Annotated in this window: 14 protein-coding genes; 6 read left to right on the forward strand and 8 right to left on the reverse strand. The window is 55.7% G+C overall.

Annotated features, from left to right (window positions below):
• Window positions 1-5: 5 nt before the first annotated feature.
• The 3 genes from glgX to asd all read right to left on the reverse strand — a co-directional run bounded on the left by glgX (window position 6) and on the right by asd (window position 5,569).
• Window positions 6-1,982, reverse strand: coding sequence for a glycogen debranching protein GlgX (gene glgX / locus INT84_RS14760; RefSeq protein WP_194207389.1), 1,977 nt, complete (start codon window positions 1,980-1,982; stop codon window positions 6-8).
• Window positions 1,979-4,165 carry a 1,4-alpha-glucan branching enzyme gene (gene glgB / locus INT84_RS14765; protein ID WP_194207390.1) on the reverse strand — a complete coding sequence of 729 codons (2,187 nt, stop codon included), beginning with the start codon at window positions 4,163-4,165 and terminating at the stop codon, window positions 1,979-1,981. Before glgB ends, glgX begins: the two co-directional genes overlap by 4 nt.
• Before the next feature lie 297 nt (window positions 4,166-4,462).
• On the reverse strand, window positions 4,463-5,569 hold the full coding sequence (gene asd, locus INT84_RS14770; protein WP_194207391.1) for an aspartate-semialdehyde dehydrogenase: 1,107 nt from the start codon (window positions 5,567-5,569) through the stop codon (window positions 4,463-4,465).
• Window positions 5,570-5,767: 198 nt separating this feature from the next.
• Between asd and yhgN the strand changes: the two genes are divergently transcribed.
• The 4 genes from yhgN to INT84_RS14790 all read left to right on the forward strand — a co-directional run bounded on the left by yhgN (window position 5,768) and on the right by INT84_RS14790 (window position 8,821).
• The gene (yhgN, locus tag INT84_RS14775; protein WP_194207392.1) at window positions 5,768-6,361 is read left to right on the forward strand and encodes an NAAT family transporter YhgN; all 594 of its coding nucleotides are present in this window, start codon (window positions 5,768-5,770) and stop codon (window positions 6,359-6,361) included.
• Window positions 6,361-7,032: a DUF4440 domain-containing protein gene (locus INT84_RS14780; protein WP_194207393.1), complete on the forward strand. Its 672-nt coding sequence runs from the start codon at window positions 6,361-6,363 to the stop codon at window positions 7,030-7,032. Before yhgN ends, INT84_RS14780 begins: the two co-directional genes overlap by 1 nt.
• A gap of 458 nt (window positions 7,033-7,490) precedes the next feature.
• Window positions 7,491-7,937, forward strand: a complete 447-nt coding sequence (locus tag INT84_RS14785; protein ID WP_194207394.1) for a hypothetical protein — start codon at window positions 7,491-7,493, stop codon at window positions 7,935-7,937.
• Window positions 7,938-8,101: 164 nt separating this feature from the next.
• A complete protein-coding gene (locus tag INT84_RS14790) occupies window positions 8,102-8,821 on the forward strand; it encodes a TIGR00266 family protein (protein WP_194207395.1) in 720 nt (239 codons plus the stop codon).
• A 45-nt stretch (window positions 8,822-8,866) separates the two neighbouring features.
• Here the strand turns inward: INT84_RS14790 and gntU are convergent, their stop codons facing one another.
• From gntU to INT84_RS14815, 5 genes are all read right to left on the reverse strand, one after another.
• Window positions 8,867-10,207 (reverse strand): gluconate transporter, encoded by a 1,341-nt coding sequence (gntU, locus tag INT84_RS14795; protein WP_176919415.1) that lies wholly within the window; start codon window positions 10,205-10,207, stop codon window positions 8,867-8,869.
• The gene (gene gntK, locus INT84_RS14800; RefSeq protein ID WP_194207396.1) at window positions 10,204-10,737 is read right to left on the reverse strand and encodes a gluconokinase; all 534 of its coding nucleotides are present in this window, start codon (window positions 10,735-10,737) and stop codon (window positions 10,204-10,206) included. Before gntK ends, gntU begins: the two co-directional genes overlap by 4 nt.
• A 151-nt stretch (window positions 10,738-10,888) precedes the next feature.
• Window positions 10,889-11,884: a gluconate operon transcriptional repressor GntR gene (gene gntR, locus INT84_RS14805; protein ID WP_176919417.1), complete on the reverse strand. Its 996-nt coding sequence runs from the start codon at window positions 11,882-11,884 to the stop codon at window positions 10,889-10,891.
• 93 nt (window positions 11,885-11,977) lie between these two features.
• Window positions 11,978-12,673 (reverse strand): pirin family protein, encoded by a 696-nt coding sequence (locus tag INT84_RS14810; RefSeq protein WP_194207397.1) that lies wholly within the window; start codon window positions 12,671-12,673, stop codon window positions 11,978-11,980.
• Between the two features lie 122 nt (window positions 12,674-12,795).
• A complete protein-coding gene (locus tag INT84_RS14815; protein WP_194207398.1) occupies window positions 12,796-13,830 on the reverse strand; it encodes an oxidoreductase in 1,035 nt (344 codons plus the stop codon).
• Between the two features lie 138 nt (window positions 13,831-13,968).
• On the opposite strand from INT84_RS14815, the gene INT84_RS14820 reads away from it, so the two are divergent.
• Together INT84_RS14820 and INT84_RS14825 are read left to right on the forward strand one after the other, a co-directional pair.
• A complete protein-coding gene (locus INT84_RS14820; protein ID WP_194207399.1) occupies window positions 13,969-15,051 on the forward strand; it encodes a LacI family DNA-binding transcriptional regulator in 1,083 nt (360 codons plus the stop codon).
• A gap of 336 nt (window positions 15,052-15,387) precedes the next feature.
• Window positions 15,388-18,474, forward strand: coding sequence for a beta-galactosidase (locus INT84_RS14825; RefSeq protein ID WP_194207400.1), 3,087 nt, complete (start codon window positions 15,388-15,390; stop codon window positions 18,472-18,474).
• Window positions 18,475-18,492 lie beyond the last annotated feature (18 nt).

The raw sequence follows: 18,492 nt of genomic DNA on the forward strand, positions 1-18,492 counted from the left end.
CTTTTTTATGACCTTTCAAAAACGCACACTCCATGCGCGGGCCCGTGCCAGATAGCCATGACAACCGGATTATCCTTTCCGGCAAACGGAGGAATGGCGTGCCATTCCCCATCAGGTAAAACCATATCCACAACGTTCTGCGTGGCATTGAGGGTAATGAGCCAGCGGTCTGAGAGCAGAATTTGCATCTGCCGGGTACCGCCCTGCCACTCGCTGACGCTTAACGGCTGCGCCTGCGCGTTTAACCAATGCACGTTTCCGTCTCCCTCCTGCCACCAGCTATCGCGGGTAAGTGCCGGGATGCGCTGACGCAGGTGGATTAACGCCGCAGTAAATGTCATCAGTCCTTTATTTGCCTGAGACCAGTCAAGCCAGGTCAGGGTGTTGTCCTGGCAATACGCGTTGTTATTGCCATGCTGACTGTGGCCGTGTTCATCCCCGGCGAGCAGCATTGGCGTACCCTGAGCAAGCAATAACGAGGTCAACAGAGCATGGACGCTGGCCCGTCGACGCTCAATAACATCAAGAATGCCGTCTAGTCCTTCTATACCATGATTATTGCTGTAATTTTTGTTAGTGCCATCGCGATTTTCTTCACCGTTTGCTTCGTTATGCTTCTCATTGAAGCAAACGCAGTCGCGCACAGTGAAGCCGTCATGCGCGGTCACCAGATTCACGGTCGCTGACGGCAGGCGACCATTGTTCCGGAAGACATCGCTTGAGGCGGCAAAACGACTGGCGAACTCGCCGGGCGTCAGATCCTGATGGAGCCAGAAGCGGCGTACGGCATCGCGAAAATGGTCGTTCCATTCCGCAAACAGCGGCGGAAAATTCCCGACCTGGTATCCTCCATGACCTATATCCCACGGCTCCGCAATCAGCTTTAACGAGGCTAATTGCGGGTCGTTTTTTATCGCTTCAAACAGCGGCGCATCCTGACGGAATTCAGGAGTGCGGCCCATGACGGAAGCAAGGTCGAAACGAAACCCGTCGACATGGCACACGTCAACCCAGAACCGCAGACACTGGTGCGCATACTCCACTGTGCCCGGCGAGCTGAGGTTGAGCGTATTGCCGCAGCCGGTCCAGTTTTCGTAGTCGCCATCCTCTCTGATCCAATAATAGCTACGGTTATCAATTCCGCGCAGCGAGAAGGTAGGACCATCAAGATCGATCTCCGCACTGTGGTTAAGCACGATGTCCAGAATGACTTCAATTCCGGCCTTGTGCAGCGCCTTTACCGCATCGCGAAACTCGTTCAGCGCTTTTGCCGGTTCGCTGGCGTAGCGCGGATCGACTGCAAACATCGCCAGCGGGTTATAGCCCCAGTAGTTGCTCAACCCCAGACGTTGCAGGCGCGGCTCGCTGCTAAAGTGGGCCACCGGAAGCAGTTCCAGCGCGGTAATGCCCAGCGATTTGAAATAGTCGAGCATCACCGGATGCGCCAGCGCCTTGTAGGTGCCGCGCATTTCCGGCGGGATCTCCGGATGCAGATACGTCAGCCCTTTAACGTGGGCTTCATAGATAACGGTATTGCCCCACGGCGTGTGCGGTCGCGCGTCGTCGCCCCACTCATAGCCCAGGTCAACCACCACGCTCTTAGGCGCGATGGGGGCGCTGTCATGGTGATCCGGCGTGTCGTAGCCGCCGTGAAACAGCGGGTCGTCTTTTGGATGCCCGTCGACCAGATGCGCGCAGGGATCGAGCAGCAGCTTCGCCGGATTAAAGCGATGCCCCTGCGCGGGTTCCCACGACCCGTACACGCGATAGCCGTAGCGTAAACCGGGACGGGCATCAGGAAGATAACCGTGCCAGACGTCGCCGCTGCGCGCAGGCAGATCGTAACGCTGCTCAAAACCTGCCTCATCAAATACACACAGTTCAACCCGTTCGGCATGAACCGAGAACAGCGTAAAGTTCACCCCATTGCCGTCAAAGCTTGCGCCGAGCGGTTCAGGTTTTCCCGGTGCCAGTTTACTCATTCCGCCTCCCGGACCAGCCAGATCGTCGAGAGCGGTGGCAGGGTCAAACTCAGGGAATTCGGTCGCCCGTGGCTTTCGATTTCGTCACTCTGAACCGCACCACCGTTACCTGCGTTGCTGCCATGATAGTGCATGGAATCGGTGTTCAGCACTTCACGCCATTTACCTGGCTGGTTAACGCCGAAGCGGTAATCATGGCGCGGAACCGGGGTAAAGTTGCTGGCGACGATGATTTCGTTGCCCTGCTGGTCGCGACGGACAAAAATCAGCACCGAGCGCGCTTTATCGTCCACCACCAGCCACTCAAAGCCATACGGATCGAAGTCCAGCTCGTGCAGCGCTTTGTGATGACGGTAGGTCTGGTTGAGATCGCGAACCAGCCGTTGAACGCCGTGGTGCCAGTTGTCTTCCCCTCCCAGCAGATGCCAGTCGAGGCTGACGTCATGGTTCCACTCGCGTCCCTGGGCGAACTCATTACCCATAAACAGCAGTTTTTTACCGGGGAAGGCCCACATCCAGCCGTAGTAAGCGCGCAGGCTGGCGAATTTCTGCCACGCGTCGCCCGGCATCCGGTCGAGGATCGATTTTTTACCGTGCACGACTTCATCATGCGACAGCGGCAGCACGAAGTTTTCGGTGTAGTTATAGAGCATGCCGAAGGTCAGCTTATCGTGATGATGCTGACGATAGACCGGGTCGAGTTTCATGTAGTCGAGGGTGTCGTGCATCCAGCCCAGGTTCCACTTGTACCAGAAACCGAGGCCGCCGGTATCTGAGGGACGAGAAACGCCCGCGAAATCGGTCGACTCCTCCGCCATGCTGACCGCACCGGGCACCTGCTCGCCTAAAATACGGTTGGTGGTACGTAAAAACTCAATGGCTTCGAGGTTTTCACGCCCGCCGAATTCGTTCGGGATCCATTCGCCCTGCTTGCGGCTGTAGTCGCGATAAATCATCGAGGCCACGGCGTCCACACGCAAGGCATCAATGCCGAAACGCTCGATCCAGTACAGCGCGTTACCTACCAGATAGTTGCGTACTTCACGGCGACCATAGTTGTAGATCAGCGTATTCCAGTCCTGATGATAACCTTCGCGCGGATCGCTGTGCTCATAGAGATCGGTACCGTCAAATTCGGCCAGCCCGAAATCGTCCGCCGGGAAGTGGCCGGGCACCCAGTCGAGGATCACGTTCAGTCCGGCAGCGTGCGCGGCGTCGATAAAATAGCGGAAGTCATCGCGGGTGCCGAAACGACGCGTCGGTGCATAAAGACCCGTGGGCTGATAGCCCCAGCTGCCGTCAAAAGGATGTTCATTCACCGGCAACAGTTCCAGATGGGTGAACCCCATCCATTTGGCGTAAGGCACCAGCTGGTCCGCCAGTTCACGATAGCTCAGCCAGAAGTTATCGTCGGTATGGCGACGCCAGGAACCGAGATGCACTTCATAGATAGAAATTGGCGCATCAAACTGATTGGCTTTTTTACGCTCGTCGCTCTGCACCACTTTTTCCGGCAGGCCGCAGATCAGCGAGGCGGTTTCCGGACGCATCTGGGCTTCAAAGGCATACGGGTCGGCCTTAATCCGCATCTGTCCGTGTGTGTCGATGATTTCATATTTGTAGAGTTGACCATTGTGCGCACCGGGAATAAATAGCTCCCAGACGCCGCTCTCTTTGCGCAGGCGCATCGGGTGGCGGCGGCCGTCCCAGAAATTAAACTGGCCAACCACGGAGACGCGCTGGGCATTCGGTGCCCAGACGGCAAAGCGCGTACCGGTCACGCCGTCCATCGTATCGCCATGTGCGCCAAGCGTCTCATAGGGGCGCAGGTGCGTACCTTCCGACAGCAGCCAGGCATCCAGCTCCTGAAGCAGAGGGCCAAAACGGTAAGGATCGTCAATCAGATTTTGCTGGCCGTGCCAGATCACGGCAAGCTGATAGCGAAAAGCGTTTTTGCGGCGCGGCAGAATGCCGCTAAAGAAGCCTCGTGAATCCAGGCATTCGAGTTTACCTACCTTGCGGCCTGTTTTAGGCTCAATGACCCAGACCTCAGTGGCGTCGGGTAACAAGGCCCGGACTTCCAGCCCGGCATCGGTTCGATGCATGCCCAGTACGGAAAAAGGATCCGCAAAGTGCCCGGCAATTAGCGCGTTAATCACGTCTCTGTCTACATGATTCGACATGGATCTCATCCTGTTTTATATGTGTCGCTTCATTCCTGCGGTATGCACAATCGTCATACGTGGGGAGCCAAAGTATGTTGAGTATAGACACCCGGTTGCGACATTTTTTGACCTGAACGGGGCTGCATAATCTGCGTCCATCTCCGCCGTTCAACCTTCAGCCAAAGTGTATAAGCACCTTGCTTAAGCATAGCCAACGCCTTATTGCTCTCCCGAAAAAAAATGAAACATTGCGTTACTCCTTGTTTAGCGCAAAAAAAGGGGGTGTTATTACACCCCGTTGTTTATGCTACGTCATTATGCCAGTTGGCGGAGAATGCGGCGGAGCGGCTCCGCTGCCCCCCACAATAGCTGGTCACCAACGGTAAAGGCCGACAAATAGTCTGGCCCCATATTCAGTTTACGCAAGCGGCCAACCGGCGTAGTCAGTGTGCCGGTCACGGCAGCCGGGGTCAGTTCACGCATGGAAAGCTCACGGTCGTTAGGAATGACTTTCGCCCACGGATTGTGCGCCGCCAGCAGTTCTTCAATGGTCGGGATTGAAACGTCTTTTTTCAGCTTGATGGTGAAGGCCTGGCTATGGCAGCGCAGCGCGCCGACGCGTACACACAGGCCGTCTACCGGAATGGTCGTGGTGGTGCCGAGGATCTTGTTGGTTTCCGCCTGGCCTTTCCACTCTTCGCGGCTCTGGCCGTTATCCAGCTGTTTGTCGATCCACGGGATCAGGCTGCCCGCCAGCGGCACGCCGAAGTTATCGACCGGCAGATCGCCATTGCGGGTCAGGGTGGTGACTTTGCGTTCAATATCAAGAATGGCAGACGCCGGATTCGCCAGCTCGTCGGCGACATGATTATAAAGCTGCCCCATCTGTGCCAGCAGTTCGCGCATGTGACGCGCGCCGCCGCCGGAGGCTGCCTGATAGGTCGCCACGGAGACCCAGTCCACCAGATCGTTAGCAAACAGGCCGCCAAGGGACATCAGCATCAGACTGACGGTACAGTTACCGCCGACAAAGGTTTTCACGCCGTTGTTAAGCCCGTGGGTGATCACGTCCTGGTTGACCGGATCGAGGATAATGATCGCCTCATCTTTCATGCGCAGCGACGAGGCCGCATCAATCCAGTAGCCCTGCCAGCCGCTTTCACGAAGCTTTGGATAGATTTCATTGGTATAATCGCCGCCCTGACAGGTGACAATAATGTCGAGCGCCTTCAGCGCTTCAAGATCGAAGGCATCCTGAAGCGCGCCTGTCTGGGTGCCGCCGAACGTCGGTGCGGCCTGTCCCAGTTGGGAAGTAGAAAAGAAGACGGGGCGAATGGCGTCGAAATCGCGCTCTTCAACCATGCGTTGCATGAGTACGGAGCCGACCATACCGCGCCAACCAATAAAACCAACATTTTTCATAGCGTTTTTCCTGCGAAGATGTGTGCTGTTGTGCAAGCCAGTCACCTGGTGTTATATCCTTCACCATACAAAAAGCAGCCAAAGTCGCAAGTGAAATTAATCAATGATGGCCGGGCCATCAGAAGAGCGACTTATCACGCCCGCTGTCGTTGTAAAAACGAATAATAAATACACACTGATTATCAGGGAAATTAGTTAATGAATGACATTATTTCAGCCGCCGTTTTGTTGATCCTGATTATGGATCCGCTGGGAAATTTACCGATTTTTATGTCGGTCCTGAAGCATACGGAACCGAAACGTCGGCGGGCGATCATGATCCGCGAGCTGTTTATCGCCCTGCTGCTGATGCTGATTTTTCTGTTCGCGGGCGAAAAAATTCTCGCCTTCCTTAATTTGCGCGCGGAAACGGTCTCTATCTCCGGCGGGATTATTCTGTTCCTGATCGCCATCAAAATGATTTTTCCCAGCGCCTCGGGCAACAGTACCGGGCTGCCCGCCGGTGAAGAGCCGTTTATCGTACCGCTGGCGATCCCGCTGGTGGCCGGCCCGACGTTGCTGGCAACGCTGATGCTGCTCTCGCACCAGTATCCAAATCAGATGAGCCACCTGGTGATTGCGCTGCTGCTTGCGTGGGGCGGAACCTTTGTGATCCTGCTGCAATCGTCGCTGTTCCTGCGTCTGCTGGGTGAGAAAGGCGTTAACGCGCTGGAGCGTCTGATGGGGCTGGTGCTGGTGATGCTTGCCACGCAGATGTTCCTCGACGGCATCCGGATGTGGATGAAAGGCTAATGCAAACGCTGCCGATTGTGCCTCGCCTGCTGCCCGAGGTCCGGGCAGGCCACAAACGTCACACTATACGCTGGCGGGAGCGTGCGATTTCACCTGGACCGCTGTGCTATATCAACGCCGACGATCCGCACGACATGGTGAATGTCTGGGTCACTGCCGTTGTGGCTATGCCGCTTACAGCGGTAGCTGAGTATCTCGGCAAGTCCGATGAATGGCCTGACAGCGTATTGCTGGAAGGCATGAGAGAGCACTATCCGGCGATCCAACTGGATTCAGTAGTAGAGGTTATCCACCATTCTGCCCCTTTGGGCAGGGAAACGGGCGAGGACGTGCTGCTTACGTTACTGACGCATCTGGAATGCAGCCTCCACCATTCGCAGCGCCATGACCGGACCTGGCTTGAGGCAATCCTGCATCCCCACTTTACCGAAATCACGCGCTCTGGTGTCCTGGTCACTCGCGATGAGACCCTTGACGCTCTTAGTGAGGAAAGCACTGCACCTGCGTTGCGGGCCTCGGATTTTCAGCTTCTGATAACGGGTCACGGCTGTGCCACGCTGATTTACCGAACCCTCGGCCCCCACCCCGCGCTCCGCTCATCATGCTGGGTGATGTCAGCGGAAGGATGCTGGCAAATGATCTTTCATCAGGGCACGCCGACGAACGAGTGAATCAGACCGTAACCGTGTGACTGACGCTGAAAAAGTATCTGCTGAGTGTAGAGAATGATGACGAACGCGTCATATTAGTGCCGGATAAAATGTCCGGGGCATCAGCGAGGAGATGGACTGGCAGCTTTTTACCTTTCATCCTGTATGTAATACCTGCAAAAATGGCTTTTCATTTCTGCGAGCCTGCTTCAGAAAAGCCCTCTTGTCACCGTTCCGGCAACGCGGTATCTTCCTGCCGCGCCTGCAAAATCAGGCGTCGGGATTGGTCCCCCGTGTTTCTCATCCGCGACAAACGTTTTTTGTCGCGCGACCGGCTACACCCCAATGGTGGGCTGGGCGGTGGCACCGTAAGGTGCGCCGGTATCCGATGAGGCCGGTAGGACCAACGCCGTTCAGTCCACCACCAGCAAGGTTGGTCCCTTCTGTGGTGGTTATAACACTCACCGGAGGCTGTAATAATGGCTAAAACACTTTCATCATCTCTGATCACAACCCCTTTTAACCACACCACTGACTTTACCGAGCTGGCGGATCACTGCCAGTGCTTTGCCGACGAACTGGGTGCCTGTAGCGATCCCGCGCATAAAATGGCTCTCTACGGTCGCTTATCTGCCTGCCTGGCGCTATTGCAACCCACGCTTTTTGAACCTGTTCCGCTCCATCTACAGCCGGGCCTGACGGTTGATACCTTACCCACCCGGCATCCCGCTTTCGAACCGGATGCCGATCAGTTAGCCGACTACTGCCAGTTTTTAACCCAGCTTCTGCTCGGCGGATCGCTTTCTGCACAGATGGAAAATACCGCCGAGGCGCTATTACAGGATTTAGTTATTTATTTTGCCGATACTCTGAAAGCGCCGCGCTGGCTTAATACCCCGCAAGGCCGGGTCGCAATCGATCTTTAAAACGTATAAAGACGCGCCACTGTCTGCTATCGGACTTATCGGACAAAATTTATTCTTGCCGATACAGAGAACGATATTATCTGTCCCTACAGGGTTACAAAGACACTGTATCAGGCGCATCTGTTCAGTAATGGAATGCATGTATCCAACAACGGAGTTAACTCATGAAATACGAACTCTCAAGCGACGGCTCTTGCCCGCTGGTATTAATTTCTCTCGGCATGGGCGAACAGGTCCGTATTGAACGCGGTTCGATGGTTTTTCATAATGGCAAAGTGAAACTTGAAGGCCATATGAACCAGAACGGCTCAGGGATGTTAGGCGGGATCATTAAAGCGGCTGCCAGATCGGTCGTCAGCGGCGAAAGCTTTTTTGTCACTACCGCCACCGGCACCGCTAATGACGGACTGCTGGCAATCTCCTCCGGCAGCATTGGCAATATCAAGGCGCTGGAAGTCGGTGCAAGCACCTGGCGGCTGAACGATGGTGCCTTCCTGGCCTGCGACGGTGGCGTCACTTACAGCATGAAAAGCCAGTCTATTGGCCGCGCGCTTTTCGGCGGCACCGGAGGACTGTTCGTGATGGAAACCGCCGGGACAGGCTCGCTGCTGGTAAGCGGTTTTGGCGAAATCGTCGAACTGGAACTGGATGGTAACGATACGCTGGTCGTGGATAACCTCCACGTCGTCGCCTGGGAAAATACACTTTCGTATAATATTAAAATGGCGTCCGGCATTTTTGGTTTTAAAACCGGCGAAGGCGTGGTCAACGAATTTTCCGGCAGAGGCAAACTGCTGGTGCAGTCGAAGAATATTAAGGAATTTGCCGAAACGTTAGCGCCTTATTTAGTAAAATATATATCGCGGCAAAAAAGCAAATCCTGAGATTTAGCCCGGTACGCACATAAACTGCGCGACCGGGCCTCTTTCTTAACTCAACAAACTAAACGCAATCGCCCCGACAATCGCCCCGACGGTGCCGAGGATGGTTTCCATCATCGTCCAGGTCTTCAGCGTTTGCGCTTCGGTCGCGCCGGTAAATTTGCCGAACAGCCAGAAACCGGCGTCGTTAACGTGGCTGACCACAATTGAACCGCCCGCGATGCAGATAGACAGGGCTGCCATCTGCGCGCCGCTGTAGTGCAGCTGTTCAATCACCGGCATCACCAGGCCGACCGCCGTTAAGCAGGCCACCGTGGCAGATCCCTGGATAATACGCACCGCCGCCGCCAGCACAAAGCAGGTGATAGCGATCGGCAGGCCCATCCCGGTCAGGGCTTCACCCAGCGCCGGGCCGACGCCGGAATCCACCAGCACCTGTTTGAACACGCCACCGGCACCAATCACCAGCAGAATAATGCCCGCCGGTTGCAGCGCGTGGCCGCAGATTTCCATCACCCGATCTTTCGCCATACCCTGACGCATCGCCAGGCCGTAAATCGCCACCAGACACGCCACCAGAATCGCGGTGAACGGATGGCCGATAAACTCGAACCATTCATACGCCGTGGAACCTTCGGCAACAAAACGCGCGGCGATAGTTTTCAGGCCGACCAGCACCAGCGGCAGCAAAATAAGTGAAAGGCTAAAACCAAATGACGGCATTTTGCCTTCGCCCAGATGCGGCTCGGTAATATCAGCAGGTACATGCAGCTCCACATAGCGGCTGATAAAGTTGCCCCACAGCGGACCGGCGATGATCATGCCGGGAATGGCCGCGCACAGGCCAATGAGGATCATCCAGCCAAAGTCGGCGTGCATCTGGGAAGCCAGCAGCATCGGCGCAGGCCCCGGCAGCAGGAAGGCCGCCGCAGCAGCGACCCCGGCAAACAGCGGGATCACCAGTTTTACCAGGTTGGTATTCGTGTGGCGCGCCATGGAAAACGCCACGCTGATAAGCAGGACGATTGCCACTTCAAAGAACAGCGGCAGTGCACAAATCAGCCCTGCCAGACCAATCGCATAGTGTGCGCGACTGTGGCCGAACGATTTAAGCATTTTGACGGCGATCTGATCGACCGCCCCTGTTTCATGCAGGATCTTACCGAACATCGCGCCCAGCGCGACCACAATCGCCAGAAATCCCAGCGTGCCTCCCATCCCTTTTTCCATGGTCGCGGCAATTTTGTCGAGCGGCATACCGGAAAAGAGACCTGCACCAATAGAAACCACCATCAAAGCGACGAAGGCATGCATACGCGCCTTCATCACTAAAAACAGCAGCAGCAACACCGAGCCGACTGCTGTTAAAACAAGCGTTAATGTACTCACTGATTACTGCCTTTGTTGATTACCTCAATCGTGCTGGCGACGACGCCATCCAGCGGCTGATCAATATCCACGACCAGCACATCACCCTCATCCGCACCTGGCTCCTGAAGGGTTTCAAACTGGGTCACCAGCATCTGTGTCTTAAAGAAATGACCTTTACGTGCTTTCAGGCGGCTTTCGATCACCTCGAAATCGCCTTTCAAATAGATGAAAGAGAGATTCGGGTTGCCTTCACGTAGCTGGTCACGATAGTGCTTTTTCAGCGCCGAGCAGACGATCAACGACACTTTGTTGGTGCGCTGCATGGCAAAGGCGGCGTCATTCAGCGCCTGTAGCCACGGCTTGCGGTCATCGTCGTTCAGCGGCTCGCCGGAGGCCATTTTGTTAATGTTGCTGCGCGGATGGAGAAAATCGCCATCCAGGAAAGCAGCGTGTATTTGATGTGCTACTTCGCTGGCAACCGCAGATTTACCGCTGCCGGAGACGCCCATCAGGACATAAATGTGGTGATCGTGATTCGTCGTGCTCAAAGCGCCCTCCCACCAGAATTGATTAGCTGATTGTTTTAAAGGTTTGTTACGGGTAACAGTTATCGGTAACATTGTCCGGTCGCACACCTACAGAAGCAATAACCATTGGTCGTAGAAGTGAATAAGTGTGAGCTACGTCAAATTTGTCAGACTAAATAGATCCACCTGGTGACAATGTGAAACCTAAATCTAACATTTTCGGCGTCACGACCTCGCCCCGGATGCGGGCCAGCAGACGTTCAGCGCCGATGCGTCCCATCCGCTCGCGCGGCGTCAGCACGCTGGCAAGCCTCGGCTCCATCACCTGACCGATATCGTGGCCGTGAAAACCGGCAATCGCGATATCGTCGGGGATTTTCAGCCCCAGCCGCTGACACTCGAATGCGGCACCGACCGCGAGGTCGTCGTTGGTACAGAAGATCCCGTCCAGCTGCGGATACTCGCGACGCGCCTGGCGCATTAGCTCAATGCCCGATGAATAGGAGGAGGACTGCTCAACCATCACGCTGTAAGGCGTCAGTCCGACATCCAGCATCGCCTGCTCATAGCCCTTCTGTTTGATGATAGTACGTTCATCGAGACGTGCGCCGAGATAGGCGACATGACGGTGACCACGGGCGATGATCGCGGCGGTCATCTGGCGGGCAGCCTCAAAGTTGTCGAAACCGACGGCAATATCCAGACACGGTGACTGGCTGTCCATCAGTTCCACCACCGGAATACCGGCGACTTCGATCATCTTCAGGGTGCGGGGCGTGTGGGTGCGTTCGGTGAGGATCAGCCCGTCGATGTTCCACGAGAGCATCGACTCCAGCCTTTCCTGCTCCATTTCGGGTTTATAACCGTAGTGCGCCAGCATGGTCTGATAGCCGTACGCGTCGGTCACGCTTTCGATACCACGCAGCACTTCAGCAAAGACCTGGTTGGTTAATGAGGGAAGCAGCACGCCTATCGCGCGGCTGGTTGCATTGGAAAGAATATCGGGGGCGCGGTTGGGAATGTAACCCAGTTCGTCAAGGACGGCGGCAATCTTGCCACGCAGCGCAACGGAGACCTGCTCCGGGTTACGTAAAAACCGGCTGACCGTCATTTTGGTCACGCCGACGCGATCGGCCACATCCTGAAGTACGGGTCTTTTCTTTTTCATCGTCCGCAAAGAGATAAAGAGGGAAACATTTCCTCAGTTTACCACGGACGACGCTCAACCTTTCCTGCCATCAGGAAAGGTTGAGCAAATTATTTATACCGGTGGCAAATCAAACAGCAAAATTTCACTGCCGCTGTTCGCATGAATGGAGATGGCCTGTTCATCCCAGATTGCCAGTCCGTCCGCGGTGGTGGCTTTGGTACCGTTGATGGTCACGTCGCCTTTCACCACCTGGATCCAGACGCGGCGGTTGGCGGCAATCTGATGCACCGACTGCTCGTCTTTCGCCAGCGCCCAGCGGTAGAGTTCCATATCCTGATTCACTTTTAGCGATCCGTCACGCGCATCCGGCGAAAGCACCAGCTGTTTACCCTGTGCGGCGTCAAAGCGGCGCTGCTCATAGCGCGGCGCGATGCCGTTTTTTTCCGGCATAATCCAGAACTGGTACAGATGCAGACGTTCGGTGTCACTCGGGTTGTACTCCGAATGCCGCACGCCGGTTCCGGCACTCATGATCTGGAATTCGCCCGCGGGAACCTGCTCTTTATTCCCCATGCTGTCCTGATGCTCTACCGCGCCTTCGAGCACGTAGGTCAGGATTTCCATATCTTTATGCGGATGCGTACCAAATCCCTGTCCCGGGTCAATGACGTCATCGTTGATGACGCGCAGCGCCGAGAAACCCATAAAGTTAGCATCGTAATAGTTGGCAAACGAGAAGGTATGCCAGGAATCCAGCCAGCCGTGATTAGCATGTCCGCGGTCGCTGGCGTTGCGTAAGTAGATCATTTTTTTACTCCCGTATGCTGTCGATGGAGTAAGTCTGGACCGAAAGCAGACGGGATCATAGAGGGTGAAAATTGACTCCTCTGTTCAAAAATTATGAACAATTGAGGAGCCAATCTACTTTATCAGACGAGGGTGACAGTGGCGGGTGACGCCTGCTCGAATCCGCGTTCAAGGATTTCGAGATTGGTCATTACCTCAGATTCTTTGACGTAATTCGCCGCGCCGGTGGTGATGGTGGCATACAGTGCATCATAGACCCGGCCATAGTCGCCGATTTCCGGCGTAACTTCTTCACGCACGGTTAAACCTTCGTCGTTGATATACTCCAGTTGACCAATACTCTCGTCAGCGGCAAAACCCGGCTCGCCCGGCATCACGTTGGCTTTCAGGCTGGTCTCCTGCTGGTCGATGCCATATTTAATAAACGAGCCTTTGGTGCCGTGGACGATAAATTTCGGATAATCGATTTTGACCAGATGGCTGGTTTTCACAATCGCCTTTAGGTCGCCATAAAAGAGCTGCGCTTCGAAGGTATCGTCCGGATTCTCTTTATTGCGCAGGCTGCGGATGTCATAGGCGACATGGTCAGGGCGACCAAACAGCGAGATAACCTGATCCAGCGTATGCACGCCGAGCCCGTAAAACATGCCGTCCTGCGGCAGGCCGGGTTTGGTTTCCGCTACCGGGCGGTAGTAGTCAAAATGGCTTTCAAACTCCACGATGTCGCCAAGCTTACCGCTCTCAATCACTTTTTTAGCGGTCAGGAAGCAGGAATCAAAACGACGGTTCTGGTACGGCGTCACCGTCAGCCCTTTGCTTTTCGCCAGTTCAAATAGCGTTTTTGCCTCGGCCATGGTGGGGGTGAACGGTTTTTCCACCAGCACATTTTTACCCGCTTCCAGCGCGCGTTTCGCGTAGTCGAAGTGGCTGTCTGCATGGGTACAGACAATCACCAGTTTGACCTTTTCATCGTTCAGTACCTCATCCAGATCGCTGGTGAAGTGAATATGCGAATAGTGCGGCTGCTGCTCTTCCGGCTTCGCATGGCGGCGAAAGATATGGGCCACGTGCCAGCTGTCTTTGCGGTTCAGCACATAGGGAAGATGGTAACGGGTGGTACTCTTGCCGAAACCGATAAATGCACACTCCAGAGTCATGGTCATATCCTTTTTTGACGTCGAATACCATTAACCTTAATGCATTTTCGCGAGGGATGGCACGTTGATTATCCGGCGCAGAAGCGGAATATGTGTAAAATAGCCCGGTCCGTAATGTCCGCCCTGAGGAAACCCGGTATGAAACCCAAATCTGTGACGCTGTACGATGTAGCCGACGCTGCCGGTGTCTCCTATCAGACGGTTTCGCGGGTGATTAATCAGGCCAGCCACGTCTCGCAGAAAACCCGGCTTAAGGTTGAGGAGGCGATGCAGACGCTAAACTACGTGCCCAATCGGGTCGCGCAGCAGCTGGCGGGCAAGCAGAGTCAAACGATTGGTCTTGCCACCACCAACCTCTCTCTTCATGCCCCTTCACAAATTGCGGCGGCCATCAAATCCCGGGCGGGTGAGCAGCAGTTCAATGTCGTGATTTCGATGGTTGAAAAACCGGGGCTGGAGGCGTGCAAAGCCGCCATAAATAGCCTGCTTTCCCAACGGGTCGATGGCCTGATCGTTAATATCCCGCTGGAAAATGAGGACGCGCAGGCGGTGCAATCCGCGTGTGGCGGCGTACCGATGCTGTTCCTCGATGTTTCCCCCGATCTCCCGGCGCATCATATTATTTTCGATCCGTTTGAGGGCGCACGACTCGGCGTCGATCATCTGGTCAACCTGGGGCATCGGGAGATTGCTTTATTGACCGGGCCGCTAGCGTCGGTGTCGGCACGCCTGCGTTTTGAAGGCTGGCAGCAGCAGCTCGCTCATCATCAACTCCGCGCTACCGCCGTGCTGCACGGCGACTGGAGTTCGCTGTCCGGATATGAACAAACCCTGCGTTTGCTTCAGGGGAAGACCACGCCTGGGGCCATTCTGGTGGCTAACGATCAAATGGCGCTCGGCGCGCTGCGGGCGTTCTCGGAGGCGGGCCTGAAGGTGCCCGGGCAAATGTCGGTTATTGGCTATGACGACACCGAAGACAGCGCCTGTTTTATTCCGCCGCTGACGACGATTAAGCAGGATTTCAAAATGCTGGGCCGGGCGAGCGTCACCCGCCTGATGTCATTAATCTCCGGGGGCGATGAAGACTATGCTTCGCAGATGCTGCCGGTAACACTGGTGGAACGTAAAACGACCGCCACGCCTGGCAATTCCTCACCAACCCCTCAGGCGCTGGCCGAGGCGCTGACAACGCTGGCACATCAGGTGGCACGCCTGCGCTGAATGCCAGCAGCAAGTGATGCCATTTCAAGGTAGTTTTTTGTGCCGCTCTGCCCGGGGAAGTCATGACATCCTAATCTTGCCTCCGTGCCACGTTGCCCGGCGGCGCTGCGCTTGCACGGGTCTACAAATAGTCTAACCGGCTGAATTTTTTGTAGTTGTAGGCCGGGTAAGGCGCAGCCGCCACCCGGCAGGCCATGCCACCGATGCCAGCAACGTAACAGGAAATTTTGTGACATTAGTCACCTAAATTCCTTCTCCTGCTTTACAGCCTTTCCATCCGAAACCATAGTCGAACCAAATTGTGAGCGCATCGCAAAAAATTAAAGGATCACGACTATGACTATTCACGCGGGTACGCCCGGTGCCACTCTTGCTTCCATTCTTGCTCGCCGCGACTGGGAAAATCCAGCGGTAACGCACCTCAATCAGCTTGCCGCACACCCTCCCTTTTCCAGCTGGCGCACTCCGGACGCCGCGAGGAAAGACACCACGTCTGATAATATTCAGTTGCTCAACGGGCGCTGGAAATTCAGCTATTTTACTCACCCGGAAGCGGTGCCGGAAAGCTGGATCGCCCAGGATGAAGCGACAGCCGATGAGATAACCGTGCCGTCGAACTGGCAGATGCTCGGTTATGATGCGCCGATTTATACCAATGTCACCTACCCTATCCCGGTAAACCCGCCGTTTGTGCCGCAGGAAAACCCGACCGGATGTTACTCGCTCACATTTGATGTTAATGCGGACTGGCTGAGCAGCGGTCAAACGCGGATCATCTTTGACGGCGTGAACTCCGCCTTCCACCTGTGGTGTAACGGTCACTGGATAGGCTACGCGCAGGACAGCCGCCTGCCCTCCGAATTTGATTTGAGCGGCGTGCTACAGCCTGGCGAAAACCGTCTGGCGGTGATGGTGCTGCGCTGGAGCGACGGCTCCTATCTGGAAGATCAGGATATGTGGCGGATGAGCGGCATTTTCCGCGATGTTTCTCTGCTGCATAAACCACAAACGCACCTGAGCGATATCCGTATTACAACGCAATTAAACGAAGATTTTACGCGTGCAACCCTGGAAACGCTGGCGATCGTAGGCGGCAACGCGGATGCAAAGACGCAAATAGCCCTGCAACTGTGGAAAGGCGACACGCTGGTTGATGAAACGCAGCAGGCCATCGGCAGCGAGATTATTGACGAGCGCGGTGCTTACAATGATCGTACTACCCTGCGCCTGTCGGTTGACCGTCCGCTGCTGTGGAGCGCCGAAATGCCGCAGCTTTATCGCGCGGTAGTGGTGTTGAAAAACGCCCAGGACGAGGTGATTGAAGCCGAGGCGTATGACGTCGGCTTCCGCAAGGTAGAAATCTCTCAGGGGCTGCTAAAGCTCAACGGTAAACCGCTGCTTATTCGCGGCACCAACCGCCACGAGCATCATCCTGAAAACGGTCAGGTGATGGACGAAGAGACCATGCGCCGCGATATCCTGCTGATGAAACAGCATAATTTTAACGCCGTGCGCTGCTCGCATTATCCTAATCATCCGCTGTGGTATCGCCTGTGCGATCGCTACGGTTTGTATGTGGTGGACGAAGCCAATATCGAAACGCACGGTATGGTGCCCATGAATCGTCTGACCGATGACCCCACCTGGCTGGCGGCGATGAGCGAGCGCGTAACGCGTATGGTGCAGCGCGACCGTAATCATCCCTCTATTATCATCTGGTCGCTGGGCAATGAATCCGGCCACGGTGCTAATCATGACGCGCTTTATCGCTGGATCAAGGCGAACGATCCTTCTCGCCCGGTGCATTATGAAGGCGGCGGCGCGAACAGCCCGGCGACCGACATTATCTGCCCGATGTACGCGCGCGTGGATCAGGATCAGCCCTTCCCGCAGGTGCCGAAATGGTCGATCAAGAAGTGGATCGGCATGCCGGACGAGACGCGTCCGCTGATCCTCTGCGAGTATGCTCACGCCATGGGCAACAGCCTTGGCGGTTTTCATAAATACTGGGCGGCGTTCCGCCAGTACCCACGGCTACAGGGCGGCTTTATCTGGGACTGGGTCGATCAGTCGCTGATCAAACACGACGACAATGGGCAGACTTTCTCAGCCTACGGCGGCGATTTCGGCGATACGCCGAACGATCGCCAGTTTTGCATGAACGGACTGGTGTTCGCCGACCGTACGCCACATCCTTCGCTCTATGAAGCTCAGCAGGCGCAGCAGTTTTTCCAGTTCGCTCTGCAAGAAAATACGCTGCTTATCACCAGCGAATACCTGTTCCGACACAGCGATAACGAGCGCCTGATTTGGACGCTGAAGCAGGAAGGCGACACGCTGGCGCAGGGCGAGGCGATGCTGGATATCGCGCCGCAGGGGACGGAAACGCTGGTGCTGGATGCGTTACCCACCGCGACTCGTCCGGGCCAGGTCTGGCTCAATGTCGAAGTACAGCAGATTGCCGCTACCGACTGGAGCGAGGCCGGACACGTCTGCGCCTGGCAACAGTGGCGAATGCCGGAGGTGCTCGACGTTTCTCCCGCTACCCCGACGGGCAGCGCGCCGCTACTTAACGTCAGCGAAGAGCATTATGAAATCAGCCACGGTAGCCAGCGCTGGCAGTTTAGCCGTCAGACCGGCCTGCTCACCCAGTGGTTTGCGGACGGTCATGAGACGCTGCTTACGCCGCTACAGGATCAATTTACTCGCGCGCCGCTGGATAACGACATCGGTGTCAGCGAGGTTACCCGTATCGATCCCAACGCCTGGGTGGAGCGCTGGAAAGCGGCGGGGATGTACGATCTCGAATCTTCGCTGGCAAGCTGCGACGCCAATGCCTGCGGTCAGGAGATCCAGCTACGCACTACGCATCTCTGGCAGTATCAGGGCAAGACATTGTTTATCAGCCGCAAAACATACCACATTGACGCCCTGGGTGAACTGCACATCAGCGTCGACGTCGATGTTGCCCATGGCACGCCCGCCCCGGCGCGTATCGGCCTGACCTGTCAACTGGCGGACGTACAGCCTGACGTCACCTGGCAGGGACTGGGACCACATGAAAACTATCCGGACCGGAAATCCTCCGCCCGTTATGACCGCTGGCAGCGCCCGCTGTGCGATCTCTATACCCCTTACGTCTTCCCGAGCGAAAACGGTCTGCGCTGCGACACTACGCGGCTGGAGTATGGCGATAGCTGCTGGCAGGGCAATTTCCATTTCAACATCAGTCGCTACGGACAGAAACAACTGAAGGAGACCTCGCATCGTCACTTATTAAAAGAGGAACGGGGAACCTGGCTGAATCTGGACGGTTTCCATATGGGCGTCGGTGGCGATGACTCCTGGAGCCCCAGCGTTTCAGCCGAATTTTTATTACAGGAAAGTCATTACCACTATGCGCTGAGCTGGGTCCGCCGTTAACGGCAGGCTTTTATTCGG

This window comes from Superficieibacter sp. 1612_C1 (assembly GCF_015234305.1).
In the GTDB taxonomy this organism is placed as follows: domain Bacteria; phylum Pseudomonadota; class Gammaproteobacteria; order Enterobacterales; family Enterobacteriaceae; genus Superficieibacter.